Below are 22,155 nucleotides of genomic sequence, written 5' to 3' on the forward strand. Positions count from 1 at the left end.
TGATAGGTTGGGTGTGTAAGCGCTGTGAGGCGTTGAGCTAACCAATACTAATTGCCCGTGAGGCTTGACCATATAACACCCAAGCAATTTGCTTAAGAAGCGAGTTGCGGTGTGTGAAGACGATACAAACCGAAAGTTTGCGAACACACAAACCTATTACATACCCATTCGCTGGCACGTTGCACAAGCAACGGACTGGCTACCGAATTTCTTGACGACCATAGAGCGTTGGAACCACCTGATCCCATCCCGAACTCAGAAGTGAAACGATGCATCGCCGATGGTAGTGTGGGGTTTCCCCATGTGAGAGTAGGTCATCGTCAAGATTAAATTCCGAAACCCCAACTGCACATGCAGTTGGGGTTTTGTTTTTGCGCGTTGAAAAACTTGCGGTATACAAGTAGCCGCCAAGTCGCCATTGATCAGCCGCGATGGAAATCCCCTCAAAGTCCGTGGGTGGTTTTTGGTATGGTGCAGCTCTTTTTAAAGGACTTGAGTTCATCCGCACGGAACAGCGTCGACCTCTATTCATCGAGAAGCTGTAGCAATGCCCGAAGCGATTCCGATCAAGGACCACGAGAAAGAAAGCCGCCTGGTCAACAAACGGCTGCTGGCCTGTGCCGTATTGGTGGTGGCCATCACCTGCGCCCTGGTGGCGCGGATGTATTTTCTGCAAGTGGTGGAGTTCGACTACCACTCCACCGTTTCCGAGAACAACCGCGTTCATGTGCTGCCGATCACTCCCACCCGTGGGTTGATCTACGACCGCAATGGCGTGGTCCTGGCGGACAACCGCCCCAGCTTCAACCTGACGATCACCCGCGAACGCACCACCGACCTCAAGGGCGAGCTGGACACCGTGGTCGATCTGCTGCACTTGCCCCCGGAAGACCGCACGCTGTTCGACAAGGAGATGAAGCAGGCCCGTCATCCCTTCGTCCCTGTGACCCTGTTCTACGAGCTCACCGAAGAGCAGATCGCCGTGCTCGCGGTCAACGAATACCGGTTGCCCGGCCTGGACGTGGAGGCCCAGTTCGTCCGCCACTATCCCCTAGGCGCACACTTTGCCCACTCCATCGGTTACGTCGGGCGGATCAACGAGAAAGAAGCCAAGACCCTGGACTCGGTGGAGTACCGTGGCACCCAATCCATCGGCAAGACCGGCATCGAGAAATTCTACGAAGCCGAACTGCACGGTCATGTCGGCTATGAGGAAGTAGAAACCAACGCCCAGGGCCGGGTGATGAGAGTACTCAAGCACACCGATCCGATCCCTGGAAAGAGCATCGTCCTGAGCCTGGATATCAAGCTCCAGGAAGCTGCTGAGGAGGCCCTGGGCGATCGCCGTGGTTCCGTGGTGGCTCTGGACCCGGCCACCGGCGAAGTTCTGGCCATGGTCAGCAAGCCAAGTTTCGACCCCAACCTGTTCGTCACCGGCATCAGCTTTAAGGAATACGCTGCGCTGCACGACTCCATCGACCGGCCCCTGTTCAACCGAGTGCTGCGGGGCCTCTACGCGCCGGGCTCCACCATCAAGCCGGAAGTGGCGATTGCCGGCCTCGATAGCGGCGTGGTTACCGCTTCGACCCGAGTCTTCGATCCGGGCTATTACCAACTGCCGGACTTCGACCACAAGTACCGCAACTGGAACCACAGCGGCGATGGCTGGGTGGACATGGACGCAGCGATCATGCGTTCCAACGACACCTACTTCTATGACCTGGCGCACAAGCTCGGCATCGACCGCCTGCACGACTACATGGCGATGTTCGGTCTGGGCGAGAAGGTCTCTCTGGACATGTTCGAAGAGTCTCCCGGCCTGATGCCCTCCCAGGCCTGGAAACGCGCCACCCGTCGCCAGCCATGGTTCCCGGGGGAAACCGTGATCCTCGGCATCGGCCAGGGCTATATGCAAGTCACGCCGCTGCAACTGGCCCAGGCCACCGCGCTGATTGCCAACAAGGGCGTGTGGAACCGTCCGCACCTGGCCAAGACCATCGATGGCGTGGCCCCGGTGGACGAGCATCCGATGCCCAACATCCTGCTGAAGAATCCCCGTGACTGGGATCAGGTCAACCACGGCATGCAGATGGTGATGCACGATCCCCGCGGTATCGCCCGCGCCGCGGCAGCCGGGGCGCAGTACCGCATCGCCGGCAAGAGTGGTACGGCCCAGGTGGTGGCGATCAAGCAGGGCGAGCGCTATGACCGTCTCAAGACCCGCGAGCGCAACCGTGACAACGCCCTGTTCGTGGGCTTCGCCCCGGCGGAGCATCCACAGATCGTGATTTCGGTGATGATCGAGAACGGCGAAGCCGGTGGTCGGGTGGCCGGCCCCGTAGTGCGGCAGATCATGGACGCCTGGCTACTGGACCAGAACGGCCACCTCAAGCCGCAGTACGCAGCCCCGGCCAAGGCCCCTGGCGATCCCCACGTCTGAATCATTTCAACATCAGGCTACCCGGCGCCGGCTCATGCTGACTGAGCATGTGCTGGATGCTCTGCAGAAACAGTACCTCGGCCCGGCTCATGCGCTGCTCGCGGTTCCACAGCAGGTGAATGTCGACATCGGCAGTGCCTTCGTGTGGCGGCAGGCGCCACAGCAGCCCGGCTTCGGTATCGGCGGCCACCACATGTTCCGGCAGGCAGCCGATGCCGAAGCCGGCGATCACCAGGCGTCGTACTTCCTCCAGGCTCGGCGAGGAGGCGACGATGCGTCCGCTGAAGCCCTGCTGGTCACGGAAGATGGTCAGCGGCGAGAGCATGCCGCCGATCTGGTCGCTGGTGAAACTGACGAAGTTCTCCCGTTGCAGATCGCCCTCGGCCACATCCCCACGGCCGAACAGCGGGTGGTGCTTGCCGCAGAAAAACGCATAGCGCTGACGCAGGAACAGCCGCTGTTCCAGGCGCGGCTGTGGCCGGCGGTTAAGGCTCAAGCCCAGGGTCGCGGTCTTTTCCTGCAGGGCGCTGACGATGTCCGAGCTGCGCATCACTTCCACCTCCAGATCGACCCGCGGGTGCTGACGATGGAAGTCGGCCAGGAAGTCATCGAAGCGTTCGCTGAAGATCCGGCTGATGATCAACAGCCGCACTTTGCCGATCACCTCGTCGGCGGGCTGTTCCAGCATGCTGCTGACCTGGGACATCTGGCCGTAGATCTCTCCGGCCAGTGCGAAGATCTGCTCACCCACTTCGGTCAGGGCAAAGCGTGGGCCGCGCCGGGCGATCAACTGCCGGCCCAGTTGTTCTTCCAGGCGCTTGAGGGCCTGGCTGACCGCCGGCTGGGTCAAGTGCAGGCGCGCCGCTGCACGGCTGATGCTCAGCTCCTGGCCAATCACCCGAAAGGTGCGCAACAGGTTCCAGTCGAGGCGGTCGTTGAGCAGGCGGCGGGCATCGCGGTCGGACATGGCAGGGGCTCTGGTTCGGGCGGTAGCTGAATAATAAGCCAGGATAATAATCGAGATAACCAATAGAAAATTGACTAATTATCCCCCGGAACGGATAAATCCACCCCAGACAGGTGCCAGCAGAAGCCCCTGCGCCCGACCCTTCCTCCTGCCAAAAAAATAATCAAGGGAGCCAACCATGAAGCCTTCCGCTTCGCCTCAGCCTCGCCGGGCTGCGGCCGCCGCCTTTATCGGCACCATGATCGAATGGTACGACTTTTACATCTACGCCACTGCCGCGGCGCTGGTGTTCGGTACCTTGTTCTTCCCCTCCGACGACAAGCTGTTCAGCACCATGGCCGCCTTCGGCACCTTTGCCGTGGGCTTCTTCGCCCGACCTTTAGGGGGCATCATCTTTGGCCATATCGGCGACCGCATCGGCCGCAAGAAATCCCTGGTCATCACCCTGCTGATGATGGGCGTGGTCACGGTCTGCATCGGCCTGCTGCCAACTTATGCACAGATCGGTGCCCTGGCGCCGGTGCTGCTGATCCTGCTGCGCATCGTCCAGGGCATTGCCGTGGGCGGTGAGTGGGGCGGGGCGGTGTTGATGGCCGGCGAGCACGCGCCCAAGGGCCGGCGCAACTTCTTCGCGTCTTTCGCCCAACTGGGCAGCCCCGCGGGGCTGATCCTTTCGCTGCTGGCCTTCAGCGCCGTGACCCGCCTGCCCGAGGACGCCCTGATGAGCTGGGGCTGGCGCCTGCCGTTCCTGGCCAGTGCGCTGTTGCTGCTGGTGGGCCTGGCGATTCGCCTGGGGGTCAACGAGTCGCCGGAGTTCCTCGCCAGTCGCGAGCTGGCGGCCAGGTCGCTACGCAAGGAGCAGGCTCCGGTAATGGAGGTGCTGCGCACCGCCTGGCGTCCCTTGCTACTGTGCATCGGCGCCAACACCCTGGGGATTGCCGGGGTGTATTTCACCAACACCTTCATGATTGCCTACACCACCCAGCAGTTGGAGATACCCCGTTCACTGATCCTTGAATGCCTGTTCGTGGTGGCGCTCATCCAGTTCTGCATTCAGCCCCTGGCCGCCTGGACCGCCGAGAAAATCGGCGCCACGCGCTTTCTCTGCCTGGTGTCGCTGCTGGCCATGGCATCGCCCTATCCGATGTTCGTGCTGGTGAGTTCCGGGCAGGCGCCGCTGATGATCCTCGGCATTGCCCTGGCGGTGGTGTGCATGGCTTCCTTCTATGCGGTGATCGCCGGTTACGTCAGCGGCATGTTCGAGACCCGGGTGCGCTACACCGCGATCTCCCTGGCCTATCAGGTATGCGGTGCCCTGGCCGGAGGCCTGACCCCGCTGATCGGCACCTGGCTGGCCCATCGGTTCATTGGCCAATGGTGGCCGATGGCAGTGTTCTACAGCCTGATCGCTGCCGTTTCGCTGATCTGCGTGCTGGCCCTGGCACGCCGGCACGCTCACGCCCATCGCCTGGAAATGGCATCCCACGCCTGATTGTCTGGAGAATCTGATGATGTTGAAAATCAATGGCCAGCGCCTCTGGACGAGCCTGATGGCCATGGCCGAAATCGGTGCCACGGCCCGTGGCGGCAGCTGCCGCCTGGCCTTGAGCGATGAAGACCGGGCCGGTCGCGAACTGTTTGCCCACTGGTGCACCGAGGCCGGCATGAGCCTGAGCGTCGACCCCATTGGCAACCTGTTTGCCCGGCGCCCAGGTAGCGACCCGGACGCTGCCCCGGTAATGATGGGCAGCCATCTGGACACCCAGCCCGAAGGCGGGCGCTTTGATGGGGTCTACGGTGTGCTGGCCGGATTGGAAGTGGTACGCACGCTCAATGACCTAGGGATCCAGACCCGCAAGCCCCTGGAAGTGGCGGTCTGGACCAACGAGGAGGGCGCGCGTTTCACCCCGGCGATGTTCGGCTCGGCGGTGTTCACCGGGGTCATGGCCCTGGACGCCGCCCTGGCGGTGCGTGACGCCGATGGCATCAGCGTCGCCCAGGCCCTGCAGCGCACCGGTTATGCCGGCAGCCGGCCCCTGGGCGCAGCGGTGGATGCCTACTTCGAAGCCCATATCGAACAGGGCCCGATCCTTGAAGACAACGCCAAGAGCATCGGCGTGGTCAGCGGCGGCCAGGCCATCCGCTGGCTCGATGTGCAGGTCGAAGGCCTGGCGGCTCACGCCGGCACCACGCCGATGCCGCTACGCAAGGATGCGCTGTACGGCGCGGCGCAGATGATTCTTGCAGTGGAGCAGTTGGCAGCGGATTTTGCCCCCCAGGGCCTGACCACCGTGGGTGAGCTGAGCATCGCCAAGTCGTCGCGCAATACCATTCCCGGCCTGTTGAGCTTCACCGTCGACCTGCGCCACCACCAGGATCGGCAGATCGCCGCCATGGAGCAGCAGGTCGAGGAACGCCTGCAGGCCATCGCCGGCCAGCGCGGGCTCAAGGTCAGTATCAGCCGGCACTGGGTCAGCCCGGCCACGCCATTTGATGCCGAGTGCGTGGCGGCGGTGCAGCAGGCGGTGGATGGCCTGGGCTACGCTCAGCAGTCCATCGTCAGCGGCGCTGGCCACGACGCCATCTTGCTGGCCCGCTATTGCCCGACGGCCATGGTGTTCATTCCCTGTGTCGGTGGCCTGAGCCACAACGAAGCCGAAGACGTGTTGCCCGAGGACGTGCGCCAGGGCGCCGATGTATTGCTTAACGCCGTGCTGGCCCGTGCCGGCCAGGTTGAATAAGGAGAAGGTCATGCGCAGTTTTTTCCACCCCGAACAGTTGCTCCACCATCCACGCAGCTACTACTCGCGCGGCCAGATGCGCATACCCCAGGAGGTGCCGGAGCGCGCCCAGCGCCTGGTGCAGGCCGCACACTCCCTGGGTTTTGCCGTCGAGCAGCCACGGGATGCCGGGATGGCACCGTTGCTGGCGGTACACGGCGCACCGTACTTGGCGTTCCTGCAGGATGCGCACCAGGGCTGGAAGGACATCCCCGAAGACTGGGGCGATGAGGTGATGTCCAACATCTTCGTGCGTGAGCCCAATGCCCTGCGCGGGGTCCTGGCCCAGGCCGCGTGCTACCTGGCCGACGGCAGTTGCCCGGTGGGTGAGTCGACTTGGCGTGCAGCCTACTGGTCGGCGCAAAGTGCCGTCGCCGGGGCCCAGGCGTTGCTCGACGGTGAGCCGGCGGCCTACGCCTTGTGCCGCCCGCCGGGCCACCACGCCCGGTCCGAGGCGGCCGGGGGCTTCTGCTACCTGAACAATGCGGCGATCGCCGCCCAGGTCCTGCGGGACAAATACGCCCGGGTGGCGGTGCTGGACACCGACATGCACCACGGCCAGGGCATCCAGGAAATCTTCTACGAGCGTGCCGATGTGCTGTATGTCTCGGTGCACGGCGACCCGACCAACTTCTACCCGGGGGTGGCCGGGTTCGCCGAAGAGCGTGGCGCCGGGGCGGGGGAGGGCTACAACCTCAACCTGCCGATGGCCCATGGCGCCAGCGAAGGGGATTTCCTCGCCCTTCTGGAACAGGCCCTGGAGGCGGTGAAGGCGTTCGATGCCGAGGTGCTGGTGCTGTCTTTGGGGTTCGATATCTATGAACTCGACCCGCAGAGCAAGGTGGCAGTGACCCGGGACGGCTTCGCCATCCTTGGCCAGCGAATCCGCAGCCTGGGCCTGCCGTGCCTGATCGTCCAGGAAGGCGGCTATCACCTGGAAAGCCTGGAAGACAACGCCCGCGCCTTCTTCGCAGACTCTGGCGCCTGGGCCCTGTAGGCACCACCAGCCCCGCCCGCTCGCAGGAGCCGGCTTGCCCGCGAAAGGGTCCTTACGTCTTGCACCCGACTAAAGGCCCTCGTTCGCTGGCAAGCCAGCTCCTGCACAAGCTGGCATGCATTCGTCTTAGGAGCCGGCCTGCCGGCATAGGGGGCTCAAGCCCTGCGCTCGTCTCGGGGCCTCTTCGCTGGCAGGCCAGTGCCAACGGGAGGGGGCGTGCGGTACTTGCCATTTGCTTTACGTTAACGTCAAGATGCTCGAGCGCCCGTTCCACTGGCGCAGGTTTTGCTTGATCTCCAATGACAGGGTAAGCAATTCAGGGCTGCCCGATGATCCGGGCAAAGCCCCTTTACTGCCCCCTGAACCCGGTGTAGACATTGACCACGGCTTGCGTGCTTCGCGCAATCCAAGGGAGTGGAGCGGGATGCAGCGGGCGGACCGATTCGGAGCGCTTGATGACTCTTATAAAAACAATAAAGGGTGAGCAGCAACACGAAGCCCGGCTGGCCCGGGAACGGCTGCACCTGGAAGGCCAGATCCCCGACGGGGTTCTGCGTGCGGAAATCGATGCCTCATGGCGGCGCAGCCTCAGCCATGGCGTGCACTTTGGCAGCCAGCACCAACTGACCCTGGAATCCAGCGCCAGCCTCGAAGTGCTGCTGGCCAGCAACCGCCTGTTGCTGGACGCGGCGATCCCGGCCATCGACTACCTGAGCCAGCATCAGGGCAAGGACGGGATGATCATCCTGGCCAATGCCGACGCCACCATCCTGGCCATCGAAGGCCGCGCCGACCGTCTCAAGGACAGCGGCGTGCAGGACATCACCCTTGGCGCCTGCTGGAGCGAAGCCACCCGCGGCACCAACGCCCTGGGCACGGCCCTGGTGGAGGCCCGGCCGACCCTGATCGACTGCGGCGAGCACTACCTGGACCGTCTCAGCCATTTCTCCTGCACCTCGGTGCCCATCCAGTGCCCCCAGGGCGAGATTCTGGGCGTGCTCGACCTGACCCGCGAAGGCCCCCTGGGCCGGGCCCAGGACAGCACCGCGCTGCTGGCCATGGCGGTCAGCCAGATCGAAGCCCGGGTGTTCCATGCCACCTACCCGGAGCAGATCGTCCTGGCCTTCCACAGCCGCCGGCAATACCTCGAATCACCGTGGCAGGGGCTGCTGGCCCTGAGCCTGGGCGGGCAGATCCTCGCGGTCAGCGGCCAGGCCTGCCAGTTGCTCAACACCCCGCGCGCAGCCCTGGTGGGCCGGCGCTGCGAAGAGTTCCTCGGGGTCGATGGCCTGCAACTGCTCGCACGCCTGCAACAGGGCGCCGTGGGCAGCCTGCAAACCGCCAAGGGCGAGCTGTTCTACAAGGCCCTGCGGGCGCCGCAGCCAGCGCTCAACCTGCATCGTGCGCCACGCAGCGCTCCGAAAGCCGCAGCCATGCCCCAGGACCTGGAAGCCCTGGCCGGGGGCAACAGCCGTTACGCCCGCACCTTGCGCATGGCCCGTCAGGGCCTGGCCAATGACCTGCCGGTGTTGCTACTGGGAGAAACCGGCACCGGCAAGGAAGTCCTGGCCCGGGCCCTGCACCGCGCCGGCAGCCGCGCCGAGAAACCCTTTGTCGCGGTCAACTGCGCGGCGATCCCCGAAGGCCTGATCGAGTCGGAACTGTTCGGCTATCGCGAAGGCGCCTTCACCGGCTCGCGTCGTGGCGGCATGATCGGGCGCCTGCAACAGGCCCACGGTGGCACCCTGTTCCTCGATGAGATCGGCGACATGCCCCTGGCCCTGCAAGCCCGCCTGCTGCGCGTGCTGCAGGACCGCAAGGTGGCGCCCCTGGGGGCCGGCGAAGAACAGGACATCGACATCGCCCTGATCTGCGCCACCCACCGCGACCTCAAGCAGCAGGTGCAGGACAAGGCTTTTCGCGAAGACCTGTACTACCGGGTCAACGGCATCAGCGTGCTGTTGCCGGCCCTGCGCGAACGCGAAGACCTGCAGCCCCTGGTGGACAGCTTGCTGGCCAAGCTCGGTGGCGCCCAGGTGATCCTCAGCGATGAGCTGCGTCGGCTGCTGGCGGACTACCACTGGCCGGGCAATATCCGCCAGCTGGAGATGGTCCTGCGCACAGCCCTGGCCCTGCGCGAAGACGGTGAGTGCCACATCGGCCTGGAGCACCTGCCCGACAGCATGCTCGATGACCTCAATGCCAGTGCCCGACCGCAGACCGGGAGCATCCGCGAGAACGAGCTGGAGCTGATCCGCAGTGCCCTGGACACCCACCAGGGCAATGTCTCGGCGGCAGCGGACGCTCTGGGCATCAGCCGCGCGACCCTGTACCGCAAGCTCAAACAGTTGCGCGCCTGATGCGGCGCCTGATCACCCGGCTGGTGGACAGCCGCGACCCCCAGGCCCTGAGTGCCGCCCTGGGCTGGCTCTACAGTTTCGTGCGGCCCCACCGGCTGGCCATCGGCGGCCTGCTGGGGCTGTCGGTGTGCGCTTCCCTGCTGGTGCTGGTGCAGCCCTGGCTGACCAAGCTGCTGATCGACGACGGCCTGCTGGCCCGGGACTTCTCGCGGCTGGTGCTGATCGCCGCGCTGATGATCGGTGCCGGGCTGCTGGGCACCGTGCTCTCCGGGGTCAACCGCTACCTGCATACGCGGCTGTCCGGGCGCATCCTGTTCGCCCTGCGCGACGACCTCTATCGGCATCTGCAGCGCCTGTCGCCGAGCTTCTACGGCCAGCGGCGGATCGGCGACCTGATGTCGCGCCTGGATGGCGATGTGGCGGAGATCCAGCGCTTTGCCGTGGATTCATTGTTCTCCGCCGTGTCCAGCGTGATCGGCCTGGTGGTGGCCCTGGCCATGCTCCTGACCCTGTCCTGGCAACTCTCGCTGCTGGCCCTGGTGCTGATTCCCCTGGACGTGCTCTGGCTGCGCTGGATGCGGCGCAAGGTGGAGCGCGATGTGCGCCAGTTGCGCGAGCGTTCGGCGGACATGTCCTCGTTCATGGTGGAAACCCTGCCGGTGATGAAGTTCATCCAGAGCGCCGGCCAGCAGCAGCGCGAGGCCCGGCGCCTGGATGGCCTTGGCCAGGGCTACCTGCAACAGCTGCTGAAACTGCAAGTCACCGAGTTCTTCACCCAGGCGGTGCCCGGTACCCTGACCTCCTTGTCCCGGGCCTGCGCCTTCCTGATTGGCGGTTACTGGGTGGTGCAGGGCACCTGGCAACTGGGGGCGCTGATTGCCTTTTCCACCTACCTGGGCATGGCGGTGGGCCCGGTGCAGAGCCTGTTGGGCCTGTATGTGGCAATCCAGCGCATGACCGTGAGCCTCGGCCGGGTCATGGAACTGCGTGGCGAGGAACCGGGCATCAGCAACCCCGAGGCGCCGCTGCCGGTGCCGGAGCAGGGCGAGCTGCATTTTCACGCAGTGCACTTTTGCCACCCGGGCCGCGGCTCGACCCTGCAGGGCATCGAGGCGCGTATTCCCTACGGCCGCAAAGTGGCCCTCAGCGGCACCTCGGGCGCAGGCAAAAGCACGCTCATCGACCTGTTGCAGCGCCATCACGATCCGCAGTCCGGGCAGGTGCTGCTGGGCGGCGTCGACCTGCGCCAGCTGGACCTGGCGCAGTTGCGCCGGCGGGTGGCGGTGGTCAGCCAGGATATCGTGCTGTTTCGCGGCAGCCTGGCGGACAACCTGGCCTACAGCGTGCCCGATGCCAGCCGCGAAGCCGTGGCCGAAGTGGCGCGGCTGGCGCAGTTGCAAGGGCTGATCGAGTCCCTGCCCGAAGGCCTGGACAGCCCCCTGGGGGAACGCGGCCAGCAATTGTCCGGCGGGCAGAAACAACGCATCGCCATTGCCCGGGCCCTGCTCCAGGACCCGATGATCCTGGTGCTGGACGAAGCCACTTCGGCGGTGGACGAGGCCACCGAGCGCGAGGTGATCGAGGCCATCGACCACCTGTTCGCCGGGCGCACGCGGATCCTCATCAGCCACCGACCCTCGACCCTGGCCGATGCCGAACTGCGCTTCGAATTGCGCGATGGCGTACTGCATGCGCTGGAGGTGGCCCATGAAGCCTGAGCTGCGCATCGGCGTGATCGACAGCGGCCATGCCGCCCATCAGCGGGTGGCGGGCGGACGACGCTTCTTCCTGCAGCCCGAAGGGATAGGCCAGGGCCCCTTGCAGGAAGACGCCCTGGGCCATGGCAGCGCGATCATCGAGGCCATCGGCCAGCGCGCGCCGACGGCGCAGGTTTATGTGGCCCAGGTGTTCGACCGGCGCGCAGTCACCAGCGCCGCGCAAGTCAGCGCCGCGCTGCACTGGTTGCTTGCGCAGGACGTGCGCCTGATCAACCTGAGCCTGGGCCTGCGCCAGGATCGCGACCTGCTGCGCCAGGCCTGTGCCGCGGCCGAGGCCCGCGGGGTGCTGTTGTGCGCATCCAGCCCGGCCCAGGGCGAGGCGGTGTTTCCGGCCAGTTACCCCGGGGTGCTGCGCGTCACCGGCGATGCGCGATGCAGCGCGCAGCAGTGGTCATGGCTGAACACCGCCCAGGCTGATTTCGCCGCCTGCGTGCGCGGCAGCAGCCCGGGGCAATCCGGCGCCAGCCTGGGGTGCGCGTCCCTGAGCGGGCATATCGCGGCCTACCTGGGTGCCCACCCGCAAGCCGACAAGGCACAGGTCCGGCAGTGGCTGCAGGACAACGCCCACTACCAGGGGCCGGAACGCCGGCAACAGCCATGCACACCATCCTGATCCTCGGCGCGGGGCCGGCCGGGGCCGCAGTGGCCCTGGGGCTGCGCCGCCTCGGCTACCCGGTGACCCTGGTCAGCGACTGGCGACGCTTTCCGGCCCTGGAAGGGGTCTCGCTGCGGGTGCTTGAAGCCTTGCGCGGTGCCGGCCTGGAACAGGCGCTGGCTCAGGCCCTGCAACCGTCCCAGCGGCAGGTGGCATGGAACGGTACAGAACATGCGCAGAATATCGAATACCTGCTGGATCGCCCGGCCTTCGACCGCGGCCTGCGGGAGGCCTTGCGCGAAGCGCAGGTCAAGCTGATCGAGGGCCGGGTGCTGGGGGTGCAGTCCAGCGAGGCCGGGCATCGGGTCCAGGTGCAAGGGCAGGGCGAGGTGCGCGGCGAGTTCCTGGTGGAGGCCCGTGGCCGGCAGGCGCCGGTGCTGGACAAAGCCTTGCGCCAGGGGGGCGGTAAGGGCCTGCGCGGCCCGGAAACCGTCAGCCTGCTCAACCGCTGGCAGGGCCCTGGCGGCAGCGCCGCCAGCGCGGTGCACAGCCTGGAGGACGGCTGGGCCTGGATGGCCCGGCGCGAGGACGGCCAGTGCTACTGGCAGCTGACCCTGGATGTGGAGAGCGCCGGGCTGCCGGGCAAGGCGCAGTTGCTGGAGTACTGTCGCCAGCGCCGCCTGGGCTCGGCCATGGCCCGGGAATTCTTTGCCGGTGGCCAGGAGCAGCAATTGCACCTGCATGCCCGCAGCAGCACGGCGATCCTCAACCCCCAGGCCTGTGGCGCGAACTGGCTGCGGGTCGGCGATGCGGCCATGGCCGTGGACCCTTTATCCGGCAACGGCATTTTCCAATCCCTGTCCTCGGCGTTGCAGGCCCCGGCGGTGATCAACACCTTGCTGCAGCAGCCGCAACGTGCAGCGCTGGCGCAGCGTTTTCACGGGCAGCGGGTGGAACAGTTGTTCCTGCGTTTTGCGCGCATCGGCCGGGACTTCTACGCCGACGAGCAACGCTGGCCCGAGCAGTCGTTCTGGCAGGCCCGCCGGCAGTGGCCGGATTGCCAGCCGGCGCACCATGCCGTGGACTTTTCGGCCTTGCGCATCGAGCGCGCCCCGGTGCTGCGCGACGGCCTGGTGGATGAAGCCGAAGTGGTGATCACCCCGGACCAGCCCCTGGGCATCTGGCATGTACAGGGCGTGGAACTGGCGCCGCTGTTGCGCCGTTTGCGCAGCCAGGGGGCGGCCCAGGCCCTGGCGCAACTGAGCCCGGACCAGAATCGGCTGATACGCAGCTGGTTGCTGGCCCAAGGCTACCGCCCCTGAACGGGGATCGTAGGAGCGAGCTTGCTCGCGAACCGCGCAGCGGCCATCCACCGGAGTGAACCTGCGGTCTTTTTCGCCGGCAAGCCGGCTCCTACAGGGGGCACCGGGAGCTGGCGCAGCCCCCGGGCTTGCACTGGTCAGCTACGGGGGTTGAGGTACACCCGCTGGCCGCCTTTCCAGGTTTCGCAGACCTTGATGTCGCGAATCCGGGTGGCCGGGAACTTCTCGTCCAGTGGGTCCTGCTCGAGGATCACGAAGTCGGCGAAGTTCTGGTCCTGCAGGGAGCCGGTCCAGGCCTCGGCATGGCACTGCCAGGCAGCGTCGTAGGTGATGGCTTTCAGCGCCTGCTTGCGGGTCAGGCACTGGCCCTCATTGAGGATGGGTTGCAGGCGCGGGTCATGGACGAACAGGTTGTCATGATTGCGGATGCCTTCCATCTTGCGGGTCACCGCCTGCTCCATCGAACGCAGGGGCCCCAGTGGGGTCACCGAATAGTCGCTGTGCAGGGAAATCCGCAGCTCGTGGTCCAGGGCCGACTTGCAGAGGTCGAGCATGTTGTGTGCCTTCTTTTCGAAAATGGCTTTATCGAAGGCGTAGCCCCAGTAGCCGACATGGCCAATCAAAAAGCTCGGTGACAGGCCCAGGCGCTGCATGGTTTCCAGGGTGCTTTTGCTCAGCAGCGAGCAGTGTTCGATGCGATGGCGCTTGCCCAGGCCGCTCTGGCCCTGCAGGGCCAGGTCATAGGCCTGCAGAGTGAATTCGATGGCCTGGTCGCCGTTGGCATGGATCATCAGCGGCCAGCCTTTTTTCACCGCCGCGTGGATAAATTCCTGGTATTTGACCGGGAGTGTTTTCGGGGTGTCCTCGCCCTCGTCGCACAGATTGAAGTTGCCCACCGGGCGGGCGGTCTCGCAGCAGTAGGGCGCGACCTGATAGCCGGTCAACCCCTGGTTGGACCCGTCCGAGATCACCTTGATCGAGCCCTGATACATGTGCCTGGCCTCTTCCCGCGTGGCCGGCCGATAGTCCGGCAGCAGCTTGAGGGCTTCGAGCGAGTTGTTGCAGGCGGCGGCGTAGCCGATCCGCAGCGTTCTGGGGTGGGACAGGAAGTAGGCGTTCAATACCAGCTTCGACAAGGGGTCCATCATCGCGTCGTACAGCAGGGTGATCCCGCGGCTGGCCGCGGTGGTGAAGAAGGTGTCCAGGCGCTCGAAGATCTTCAGCATTGCAAGCTTCTGCCTGGCGGGAATCGACAGGATCCCGGCCACTATCTGGGTTTCCTGCAGCACGCCATTCTCGACCATGACCCCGGTTCTTTCATGCACCAGATCCCGGGCCGCCGTGTTCATGTAGGCGGTGTGCATGGAGGCACTGATCAGCAGCATCGGCCGCTTGGCCTCGATGGTGTCCAGGTAGCCCTCTTCGGGCGTGTCGCCACATTGCAGGGTCATGAGTTGGTTCAGGCCGCCCGGCATCACCTTGAACGGCATCAGCGCCGGGTCGACCAGGTGCCCGAGGACCCAGCTCGTGCTGTCTTCGGGGAGGTTGTTCTGGATGGTTTCCTTCAGCCAGCCCCAGGTATAGAGCGGCCGCAGGCGCTGGCTGTTTTTCTCTGGCGCCTGCTGGGTATCGCCGTCGTCGGGCTCGATGGCGCCCAGGTTCAGCCAGCCATCCATGGCGCAGCTCTGCACGATGTGGGCGTGGGGCTCGACCAGGCCGGGCAGCAGGGTCTTGCCGTGCAGCGACTGCTTCTTGTAGTCGATGCCCAGGGCCTGCATGCGGGCTTCGACGGCGGCCAGGGTGCCCGCGGCGACCACGTCGCCGGCATGGATGCCCAGGGCTTCGACCCGCTCATCCATGTTGCCGTCGCGCAAGGGGTAGATGATGCCGTCATGAAACACCAGGGACTCGCCGTTCGCGTCCCTGGCCGGGCCCTGTGCCGCGTTGGGGTGGCTGGCGATATAGCTGGCGGGGTCGAGGGTGTCTTTCAAGGCTTCCCAGACGGGGTTGTGGCAGCCGCACTGGATGTAATCGTGATCATTTCCATTTGATCCCATGATGCTTTCCTCGGGTTTTCGGTGGTGATGAGGCGTTGTGGGGGGATGAGCCCAGGCTCTTCAAACGAGGTGGCCAGCCGGCTCGGGCTGAGCGTAGCAGCGCTTTGCACGGCGAACAGGACGGTCGTCGGGGGGCGCCGGACCACCTCCGGCGCCCCGGGTGGGGCGGTTGGCGCGGGGCGGATCAGAGCTTGATCAGCACTGATTTCAACTCGGTGTAGTGCTCGATGGCCGCGTGCCCCATTTCCCGACCAAGCCCGGACATCTTGTAGCCGCCAAACGGCAGTGCCGGGTCCAGGGCACTGTGGCAGTTGACCCACACCGAACCGGACTTGATCCGCGGAATCATCCGGTGCACCGCCGCCAGGTCGTTGGACCAGATGCTCGCGCCCAGGCCGTAGGGGCTGTCGTTGGCCATGCGCAGGGCGTCGGCCTCATCGTCGAAAGGAATGGCCACCAGCACCGGGCCGAAGATCTCTTCCTGCACCAGCGAATGCTTCTGGTCCACATCCACTATCACCGTCGGCTTGACGAAATACCCCGGGCCGAACTGTTCGCCGCCGCAGGCGATGGTGGCGCCGCTTTCGCGGCCCATCTCGATGTAGCGATAGACCCGCTCCTGCTGGCGCGCGGAAATCAGCGGGCCCATCTCGACGCTGGTGTCCAGGCCATTGCCCAGCTTCATGGCATTGGCGATGCCGGCGATGTCGGCTACCACCTTGTCGAAATGCTTGCGCTGCACATACAGCCGGGAGCCGGCGCAGCAGACCTGGCCCTGGTTGAAGAAGATCGCGCTGGCAGCCCCGGCCGCGGCGCTGGCCAGATCGGCGTCGGCCATGACGATGGTTGGCGACTTGCCCCCCAGTTCCAGGGTTACCCGGGTCATGGAGTCCATGGCGATCTTGCCGATTTCCTTGCCCACGGCGGTGGAGCCGGTGAAGGTCAGCTTGTCCACCAGGGGGTTGCGGGTCAGGGCACTGCCGGCGGTGATGCCGGTGCCGGTGACTACGTTGAACACGCCGTCGGGGTAGCCGGCTTCCTGCACCAGCTCGGCCAGTTTCAGGGCGCTGAGCGGAGTTTCATCGGCGGGCTTGAGCACCAGGGTGCAACCGGTGGCCAGGGCCGGGCCGAGTTTCCAGCAGGCCAGCAGCAGCGGGAAGTTCCAGGCGACGATGGCGCCGACCACGCCCACGGCTTCGCGGCGGATAAAACTGTGGAACTGATCGTCAGGCATCAGGGGCAGCGAGACCTCGACGCTTGAACCCTCGATCTTGGTCGCCCAGCCGGCCATGTAGCGCAAGAAATCGATGGACAGTTGCACGTCCATGGCCTGGGCCACGGCGGCGCTCTTGCCGTTGTTCAGGCATTCCAGCTGGGCCAGCAGTTCGGCGTCGCGCTGCATCAGGTCGGCGAGTTTCCACAGCAGGTTCTGCCGCTCCCGGGGGCGGGTGCGGGTCCAGGGCGAATCGTCGAAGGCCTGGCGCGCTGCCAGCACCGCGCGGTCCACATCGTCCACCGTGGCCCGGGGCACCAGGCACAGCTGTTCGCCGGTGGCGGGGTTGCGCAGGGGCATGGTCTGGCCGTCGCCGGCCTCGGTCCAGTGAGCACCGATCAGCATGCGCGGGGCGCGCTGGATAAAGGCCGTGGTAGCGGCGAGCAGTGGGGCAATAGCCATGGCGAAGCCTCTTGTTGTAGGTGAGGCAGGGGCTTTCGCAATGGCTGTGCCAGTTCCACCCAGGCGCCGCGGCCCCGCTATGGCGGGGCCTGGGGCGCAGCACCGGGGCTTGCGCGGCGGCAGTTTTTCGCAAACTGCGACAGCCCGGTGAGATTCAAGAGACGCATCGGCTGGCAGGTTCCGGGGGCCGGTAGGGGGCTCTAGATGTGCAGCCAGGCCAGGGTGCCCAGCAGCACGCTGCCGCCGGCCGCGCCGTAGGCGAGCTTCTTCAGCCATTCCTTGCGGGTCAGCAGGGTGATGGCCGCCATCGAGATGGCGATCTGGATCGCCATCATCGCCTGGGCCCAGCGATGGTGCTGGTGCAGCGCGGCTTCCGATTGCTCGTCCCAGTCCCGGGCCTCGGCTTCCAGGGCCTCGGCCTTGAGGCGCACCGCTTCCTTTTCCTTCTGGTAGCGCTGGGCTTCGATGCCGTAGTGCGCGGCATCGACTCCGGGAATGTGGGTCGCCAGCTCCGCCAGGTTCTGCCGGCTGGATTTGGCCTGGTAGTAGCTCCACTGGTTGGCGGCTTCGGTCTTTTTCATCGCGGCATTGTTCTTGTCCATCGCCGCCAGGCTTTCCGAGGAGCCGGCCTGATAGCTCAGGAGCGCTCCCAGGGTGGCCATGATCGCCGTCATCACCGCGATCTTGCTGGCGAAGCGGTCACTGCGCGCGTGGGCTTGTTCGCTCACGTGTTCCAGGTGCTTTTCGTGGGGGCTGGGCACATCGAAGTCTTCGGTCATGGCGATCCGATCGGCTGGGTAGGGGGTGTTTCAAATTGTATCCATGGCCACTGGCGCCAGCAGGGCCAGTGTGAGTTCGTTCAGCTGGCCGACAGCCTGGAGCTGTGGGCCCAGGCCGGAAGGGCCGCGCTTGGGATCAAGGTTGACCATTTCGCGATAATCGAAAAGAAATTCTCGTTAGACGGTCGCAAGCTGGCCTTTCTAAAGTAGGCGCTTCGAATCCGTGAGTACTTCCCATGCCCATTTACCCGAGGCCTGCATGGGCCCTGTGCGCCCTGTTGGCCGGTTGCACCCTGGGGCCGGAACGGCCGCCCGGCAGCACTGTGCCCCTGCCCGTGAGCCACCTGGACGCAACGGCCGAGCAGGGGCTCGACCAGTGGTGGCAGCTCTACCGTGACCCTGGGCTCAATGCCGCGGTACAGGAAGCCCTGAGCCAGAACCGCGACTTGCGGATGGCCGCGGCCAACCTGCTGCAGGCCCGGGCGCTGCTGCGCGAAACCGATACCCTGCGCCAGCCTTCCACCCAGGTGACGGCCCGCGCCGGCTACGGCAGTACCGCCGACGACCAGCTGGAAGCCGCCTTGCAGGACAGCCAGCACATCCGCACCGGCAGCCGCTATGGGGTCGGCCTGGATGTGCAGTGGGAGGCCGACCTGTTCGGCCGCCTGCACGGCCTGGCCGATGCCGCCCGGGCCGATGCCGAGGCGGCCCGGGCCGCCGAAGATGGGCTGCGGGTGGTGGTGGCCGCGGAAACCACCCGTGCCTGGTTGCAGGCCTGCAGCTACGGCCAGCGCCTGCAGGTGGCCGGCGAGTCCCTGGCGCTGGTGGAGCAGGGCCGCACCCTGAGCGGCCGGCTGTATCGGGCCGGCGCCGCGGTGACCCTGGATGTGGTGCGCGCCGAAGGCCTGGTGGGCCAGGTGCAGGCCAGCCTGCCGCCGCTGCAGGCCGGACGGCAACGGGCCCTGGCCGAACTGGCCGTCTTGCTGGGGCGCCCCCCGGGTGATGCACCGGCGGCGGCCCAGGCTTGTCGCCAGGCCCCGACCCTGGGGTCGCCCATGCCCCAGAGCGATGCCCTGGCCATGTTGCGTCGGCGCCCCGACGTGAGCCAGGCCGAGCGCCGGCTGGCGGCGGCCACGGCGCGCATCGGCGTGGCTCGGGCCGACCTCTATCCAAGGGTCAGCCTGGGGGCCGGGGTCTTCACGTCGGCGCACCAGCCCTCGGGTTTCGACGAGCGTGACGCGTCGGTCTGGCAACTGGGGCCGCTGTTGTCCTGGAGCTTGCCCAACCTCAATGCCGCCCGCGCCCGCATCGCCCAGGCCAGCGCCGGAGAAAGCGCGGCGCTGGCGGATTTCGACCGCAGCATCCTGGCGGCCCTGAAGGAGCAGCAACAGGCCCTGAGCGACTACCAGGCCGCGTTGCAGCGCCAGCAAGCCCTGCACCTGGCAGCCGAACGTGACCACCAGGCCTTGCGCCTGGCCGGGCTAGCCAGGGCCGCCGGTGCCTCCACGGCCCTGGATTACCTCGATGCCCAGCGCACCGATGTACGTACCCGGGCCGCGGCAGCGCAGGCCGATGCCGCCGTCATCGATACCCAGGTGCTGGTGTTCAAGGCCCTGGGCGGCGGCTGGCGCAGCGCGCCGCCGATTGTCCTGCCGCAGCCGAGCCGGGCTGCGGCCAACCCTTTCCCGCGAACCCCCAACGAGCCTTTGCAATGACCCAGACCCCTGTTCCCGCTTTCCCGGCGCAAGCCGTCACCCGCCGTCGCTTACTCGGTTATGCCGGGCTGGCGCTGGTGTTGCTGCTGGTTCTGGCCTGGGGCCTGCGCTGGTGGTTCAACGGGCGTTTCCTGGTGGAGACCGACGATGCCTACCTGCGCTCGGACATCGTCACCATCGCGCCCCGGGTCGCCGGCTACCTGGTGGCGGTCGAGGTCCGGGACAACCAGCCGCTCAAGGCTGGCGACCTGCTGGCGCGGATCGACGACAGCGACTACCGGGCCCGGGTCGAACAGGCGGAAGCGGCGCTGCGCGAGGCCCAGGCCGAACAGCGTGCCGGGCAGGCGCGGCTGGCCAATCTGGCCGCCCGCCAGCAACAGCAGCAGAGCCTGATCGCCGAAGCCCAGGCCCGGGTCGGCGCCGCCGAGGCCGAGGCACAACGGGCCGGCCAGGAAGGGCGGCGGCAGCAACACCTGGCCAGCCAGCAAGTCAGCAGCGTGCAGCAACTGGAAAACGCCGCCGCCCTGGCCCGTCAGGCCGATGCCGCCCTGGGCGCGGCCCGCGCCAGCCTGGCCGCGCGGCGCCAACAGGTACAGGTGCTCGATACCGAACAGCAAAGCGCCCGGGCGCAACTGGACAAGCTCGAAGCGGGCGTGGCCCGGGTCACGGCCCAGCGGCAACTGGCCCGCATCGATCTGGCTCGCACCTTGATCCGCAGCCCGGTGGACGGTATCGCCGGCCAGCGGCGCCTGCGCCTGGGGCAGTACGTCGAAGTCGGCGCGCCGCTGTTGGCGGTGGTGCCTGAGGACGCCTATGTGGTGGCCAACTACAAGGAAACCCAGGTCGACGGCATGCGGCCCGGGCAAGCGGCGCGGGTCGAGGTCGACGCCCTGGGTGGCCATGTACTGGAGGGACGGGTGGAGAGTTTCGCCCCGGCTTCCGGCGCCGAATTCGCCCTGCTGCCGGCGGACAACGCCACCGGCAACTTCACCAAGATCGTGCAGCGCATGCCGGTGCGCATCCGCCTCGATCCGGGGCAGCCGCGACAGGCGCAGCTGCGCCCCGGTATGTCGGTGGTGGTGACCGTGGACACTCGTCATGACTAGTGCCCAGGCCGTATCGGAAGGCACCGGCGAGGCCGCCGCACAGGCAATCTCCCTGCGCACCTGGGTGGCGGTGCTGGGCAGCGTGGTGGGCTGCTTCATGGCCGGGATGAACGTGCACGTGACCAACGCTTCCCTGCCGGACGTGCGTGGTTCCCTGGGGGCGACTTTCGAGGAGGGGTCGTGGATCACCACCGCCTACCTGGTGGCGGAGATCATCATCATTCCCATGACCGGCTGGCTGGTCTCGGTGTTTTCCATGCGCCGGGTGCTGATGGTCGGCACCGCCGGTTTCGTGCTGTTTTCGATCGCCTGTTCCCTGGCGCCGAACATCCACAGCCTGATCTTCGCCCGGGTGCTGCAAGGGGCCTTTGGCGGGGTGCTGATTCCCCTGTCGTTCCAGCTGATTGTCACCGAGCTGCCGGCGGCCCGGCATCCCATGGGCATGGCCCTGTTCGCCGTGGCCAACAATGTCGCCCAGGCCGCGGGACCGTCCCTGGGCGGCTGGCTCACCGATGCCTATTCGTGGCGCTGGATCTTCTACCTGCAAGTGCCGCCGGGGCTGTTGCTGCTGGCGGCCATCGGCTGGTCGGTACGGCCCCAGCCCATGGTCCTGGCAAAGTTGCGCCAGGGTGACTGGGGCGGCATCGCCAGCATGGCCGTGGGCCTCTCGGCGTTGCAGATCATGCTGGAGGAGGGTGGCCGTTACGACTGGTTCGCCTCAAGCTTCATCAGCCATTGCGCGATCCTGGCCACGGTCGGCCTGCTGGCCTTCGTGGCCATCGAACTGCGTCGCGAGCAGCCGTTGATCAACCTGCGCCTCTTGGGGCGCTACAACTTCGGCATTGCCAGCCTGATGCAATTCACCTTCGGTGCGGTGGTGTTCGGCGTGGTGTTCCTGGTGCCCAACTACTTTGCCCAGATCCACGGCTACAACGCCCGGCAGATCGGCCTGATGATGATTCCCTACGGCCTGATCCAGTTCGTCATGTCGTTCGCCACCCCGCGGCTGATGCGCTGGACCAGCGCCCGCACCATCATCATTGCCGGGTTCGCCATCACTGGCATCGGCTGCCTGATGAACATCCACCTCAACCCCGATGCCTCGGTGAACGTCATCGTGCCCTCGCTGGTGGTGCGTGGTATCGGCCAGTCGCTGGTAGTGGTGGCGCTGGGGGTGATGGCGATCCAGGGGCTGGAAAAGGACCAGGTGGGCTCGGCCTCCGGACTGTTCTCCATGGTGCGTAACGTCGGCGGGGCCATCGGTATCGCGCTGTCCAGCCAGATCGTGGTGGAGCGCGAGAAACTCCACGCCCAGCGCATTGGCGAATCCGTCAGCCTGTTCGCCCAGGCCACCCAGGAGCGCCTGGTGGAACTGGTGCGCCTGCTGGCCCAGGCACCGGTGGAGTACGCAACGGCCCTGCATTCGGCGGCGCTGGCGCCCCTGCGCCAGCAAGCCCTGGGCATGGTGGACAAGGTGCTGCACCGCGACACCCTGCTGCTGGCCTACAGCGATGCCTTCTTGCTGGCGGGGCTGGCCATGCTGTTGTGCGTGGTGGCCGGTGTGCTGCTGCGCCGGGCCTGAGC

Annotated in this window: 15 protein-coding genes and 1 rRNA gene; 12 read left to right on the plus strand and 4 right to left on the minus strand. The window is 66.2% G+C overall.

The window, feature by feature from the left end:
* Positions 1-210: 210 nt before the first annotated feature.
* Positions 211-326 (plus strand): 5S ribosomal RNA (gene rrf / locus BLS75_RS31030).
* Between the two features lie 221 nt (positions 327-547).
* Positions 548-2,440 (plus strand): penicillin-binding protein 2, encoded by a 1,893-nt coding sequence (gene mrdA / locus BLS75_RS31035; RefSeq protein WP_011062421.1) that lies wholly within the window; start codon positions 548-550, stop codon positions 2,438-2,440.
* Between the two features lies 1 nt (position 2,441).
* Here the strand turns inward: mrdA and BLS75_RS31040 are convergent, their stop codons facing one another.
* Complete coding sequence (locus BLS75_RS31040; RefSeq protein ID WP_072453108.1) at positions 2,442-3,407, minus strand: LysR family transcriptional regulator; 966 nt, start codon at positions 3,405-3,407, stop codon at positions 2,442-2,444.
* A 178-nt stretch (positions 3,408-3,585) separates the two neighbouring features.
* On the opposite strand from BLS75_RS31040, the gene BLS75_RS31045 reads away from it, so the two are divergent.
* The 7 genes from BLS75_RS31045 to BLS75_RS31075 all read left to right on the plus strand — a co-directional run bounded on the left by BLS75_RS31045 (position 3,586) and on the right by BLS75_RS31075 (position 13,239).
* A complete protein-coding gene (locus BLS75_RS31045; RefSeq protein WP_072453106.1) occupies positions 3,586-4,899 on the plus strand; it encodes an MFS transporter in 1,314 nt (437 codons plus the stop codon).
* Positions 4,900-4,918: 19 nt separating this feature from the next.
* A complete protein-coding gene (locus BLS75_RS31050; protein ID WP_072453111.1) occupies positions 4,919-6,148 on the plus strand; it encodes a Zn-dependent hydrolase in 1,230 nt (409 codons plus the stop codon).
* A 10-nt stretch (positions 6,149-6,158) separates the two neighbouring features.
* Complete coding sequence (locus BLS75_RS31055; RefSeq protein ID WP_072453103.1) at positions 6,159-7,184, plus strand: histone deacetylase family protein; 1,026 nt, start codon at positions 6,159-6,161, stop codon at positions 7,182-7,184.
* Positions 7,185-7,639: 455 nt separating this feature from the next.
* A complete protein-coding gene (locus BLS75_RS31060) occupies positions 7,640-9,544 on the plus strand; it encodes a sigma-54-dependent Fis family transcriptional regulator (RefSeq protein WP_072453101.1) in 1,905 nt (634 codons plus the stop codon).
* Complete coding sequence (locus tag BLS75_RS31065; RefSeq protein WP_072453099.1) at positions 9,544-11,262, plus strand: ABC transporter ATP-binding protein; 1,719 nt, start codon at positions 9,544-9,546, stop codon at positions 11,260-11,262. Before BLS75_RS31060 ends, BLS75_RS31065 begins: the two co-directional genes overlap by 1 nt.
* Positions 11,252-11,935: a subtilisin-like serine protease QhpE gene (locus BLS75_RS31070; RefSeq protein ID WP_072453096.1), complete on the plus strand. Its 684-nt coding sequence runs from the start codon at positions 11,252-11,254 to the stop codon at positions 11,933-11,935. Before BLS75_RS31065 ends, BLS75_RS31070 begins: the two co-directional genes overlap by 11 nt.
* Positions 11,920-13,239 carry a flavin-dependent monooxygenase QhpG gene (locus tag BLS75_RS31075; RefSeq protein ID WP_072453094.1) on the plus strand — a complete coding sequence of 440 codons (1,320 nt, stop codon included), beginning with the start codon at positions 11,920-11,922 and terminating at the stop codon, positions 13,237-13,239. Before BLS75_RS31070 ends, BLS75_RS31075 begins: the two co-directional genes overlap by 16 nt.
* Positions 13,240-13,376: 137 nt before the next feature.
* On the opposite strand, the gene BLS75_RS31080 is transcribed toward BLS75_RS31075, so the two are convergent.
* From BLS75_RS31080 to BLS75_RS31090, 3 genes are all read right to left on the minus strand, one after another.
* Positions 13,377-15,296, minus strand: coding sequence for an amidohydrolase (locus BLS75_RS31080; protein ID WP_072453091.1), 1,920 nt, complete (start codon positions 15,294-15,296; stop codon positions 13,377-13,379).
* Between the two features lie 184 nt (positions 15,297-15,480).
* Positions 15,481-16,971 (minus strand): aldehyde dehydrogenase family protein, encoded by a 1,491-nt coding sequence (locus BLS75_RS31085; RefSeq protein ID WP_072453089.1) that lies wholly within the window; start codon positions 16,969-16,971, stop codon positions 15,481-15,483.
* 200 nt (positions 16,972-17,171) lie between these two features.
* Entirely contained in the window at positions 17,172-17,750 is a 579-nt protein-coding gene (locus BLS75_RS31090; RefSeq protein ID WP_041774389.1) for a DUF4337 domain-containing protein, read from the minus strand.
* Positions 17,751-17,986: 236 nt separating this feature from the next.
* Here BLS75_RS31090 and BLS75_RS31095 point away from each other — a divergent pair, with 236 nt between their 5' ends.
* The 3 genes from BLS75_RS31095 to BLS75_RS31105 are packed head-to-tail and all read left to right on the plus strand — an operon-like array spanning position 17,987 to position 22,153.
* Positions 17,987-19,465, plus strand: coding sequence for an efflux transporter outer membrane subunit (locus BLS75_RS31095; RefSeq protein ID WP_072453086.1), 1,479 nt, complete (start codon positions 17,987-17,989; stop codon positions 19,463-19,465).
* Entirely contained in the window at positions 19,462-20,571 is a 1,110-nt protein-coding gene (locus BLS75_RS31100) for an HlyD family secretion protein (protein WP_015636447.1), read from the plus strand. The genes BLS75_RS31095 and BLS75_RS31100 overlap by 4 nt, the downstream gene beginning before the upstream one ends.
* Positions 20,564-22,153 (plus strand): DHA2 family efflux MFS transporter permease subunit, encoded by a 1,590-nt coding sequence (locus BLS75_RS31105; protein ID WP_072453084.1) that lies wholly within the window; start codon positions 20,564-20,566, stop codon positions 22,151-22,153. The genes BLS75_RS31100 and BLS75_RS31105 overlap by 8 nt, the downstream gene beginning before the upstream one ends.
* Positions 22,154-22,155 lie beyond the last annotated feature (2 nt).

Origin of the sequence: Pseudomonas sp. NFPP12 (assembly GCF_900103205.1) — a bacterium.
Taxonomy (GTDB): domain Bacteria; phylum Pseudomonadota; class Gammaproteobacteria; order Pseudomonadales; family Pseudomonadaceae; genus Aquipseudomonas; species Aquipseudomonas protegens.

Excerpts from the sequence above, each read along its gene's own strand:
- BLS75_RS31095 (WP_072453086.1), top strand. The coding sequence starts at position 17,987 with ATGCCCATTTACCCGAGGCCTGCATGGGCCCTGTGCGCCCTGTTGGCC.
- BLS75_RS31070 (WP_072453096.1), top strand. The coding sequence starts at position 11,252 with ATGAAGCCTGAGCTGCGCATCGGCGTGATCGACAGCGGCCATGCCGCC.
- BLS75_RS31080 (WP_072453091.1), bottom strand. The coding sequence starts at position 15,296 with ATGGGATCAAATGGAAATGATCACGATTACATCCAGTGCGGCTGCCAC.
- BLS75_RS31085 (WP_072453089.1), bottom strand. The coding sequence starts at position 16,971 with ATGGCTATTGCCCCACTGCTCGCCGCTACCACGGCCTTTATCCAGCGC.
- BLS75_RS31055 (WP_072453103.1), top strand. The coding sequence starts at position 6,159 with ATGCGCAGTTTTTTCCACCCCGAACAGTTGCTCCACCATCCACGCAGC.
- BLS75_RS31040 (WP_072453108.1), bottom strand. The coding sequence starts at position 3,407 with ATGTCCGACCGCGATGCCCGCCGCCTGCTCAACGACCGCCTCGACTGG.
- BLS75_RS31100 (WP_015636447.1), top strand. The coding sequence starts at position 19,462 with ATGACCCAGACCCCTGTTCCCGCTTTCCCGGCGCAAGCCGTCACCCGC.
- BLS75_RS31060 (WP_072453101.1), top strand. The coding sequence starts at position 7,640 with ATGACTCTTATAAAAACAATAAAGGGTGAGCAGCAACACGAAGCCCGG.
- BLS75_RS31075 (WP_072453094.1), top strand. The coding sequence starts at position 11,920 with ATGCACACCATCCTGATCCTCGGCGCGGGGCCGGCCGGGGCCGCAGTG.
- mrdA (WP_011062421.1), top strand. The coding sequence starts at position 548 with ATGCCCGAAGCGATTCCGATCAAGGACCACGAGAAAGAAAGCCGCCTG.
- BLS75_RS31105 (WP_072453084.1), top strand. The coding sequence starts at position 20,564 with ATGACTAGTGCCCAGGCCGTATCGGAAGGCACCGGCGAGGCCGCCGCA.
- BLS75_RS31050 (WP_072453111.1), top strand. The coding sequence starts at position 4,919 with ATGTTGAAAATCAATGGCCAGCGCCTCTGGACGAGCCTGATGGCCATG.
- BLS75_RS31045 (WP_072453106.1), top strand. The coding sequence starts at position 3,586 with ATGAAGCCTTCCGCTTCGCCTCAGCCTCGCCGGGCTGCGGCCGCCGCC.
- BLS75_RS31090 (WP_041774389.1), bottom strand. The coding sequence starts at position 17,750 with ATGACCGAAGACTTCGATGTGCCCAGCCCCCACGAAAAGCACCTGGAA.
- BLS75_RS31065 (WP_072453099.1), top strand. The coding sequence starts at position 9,544 with ATGCGGCGCCTGATCACCCGGCTGGTGGACAGCCGCGACCCCCAGGCC.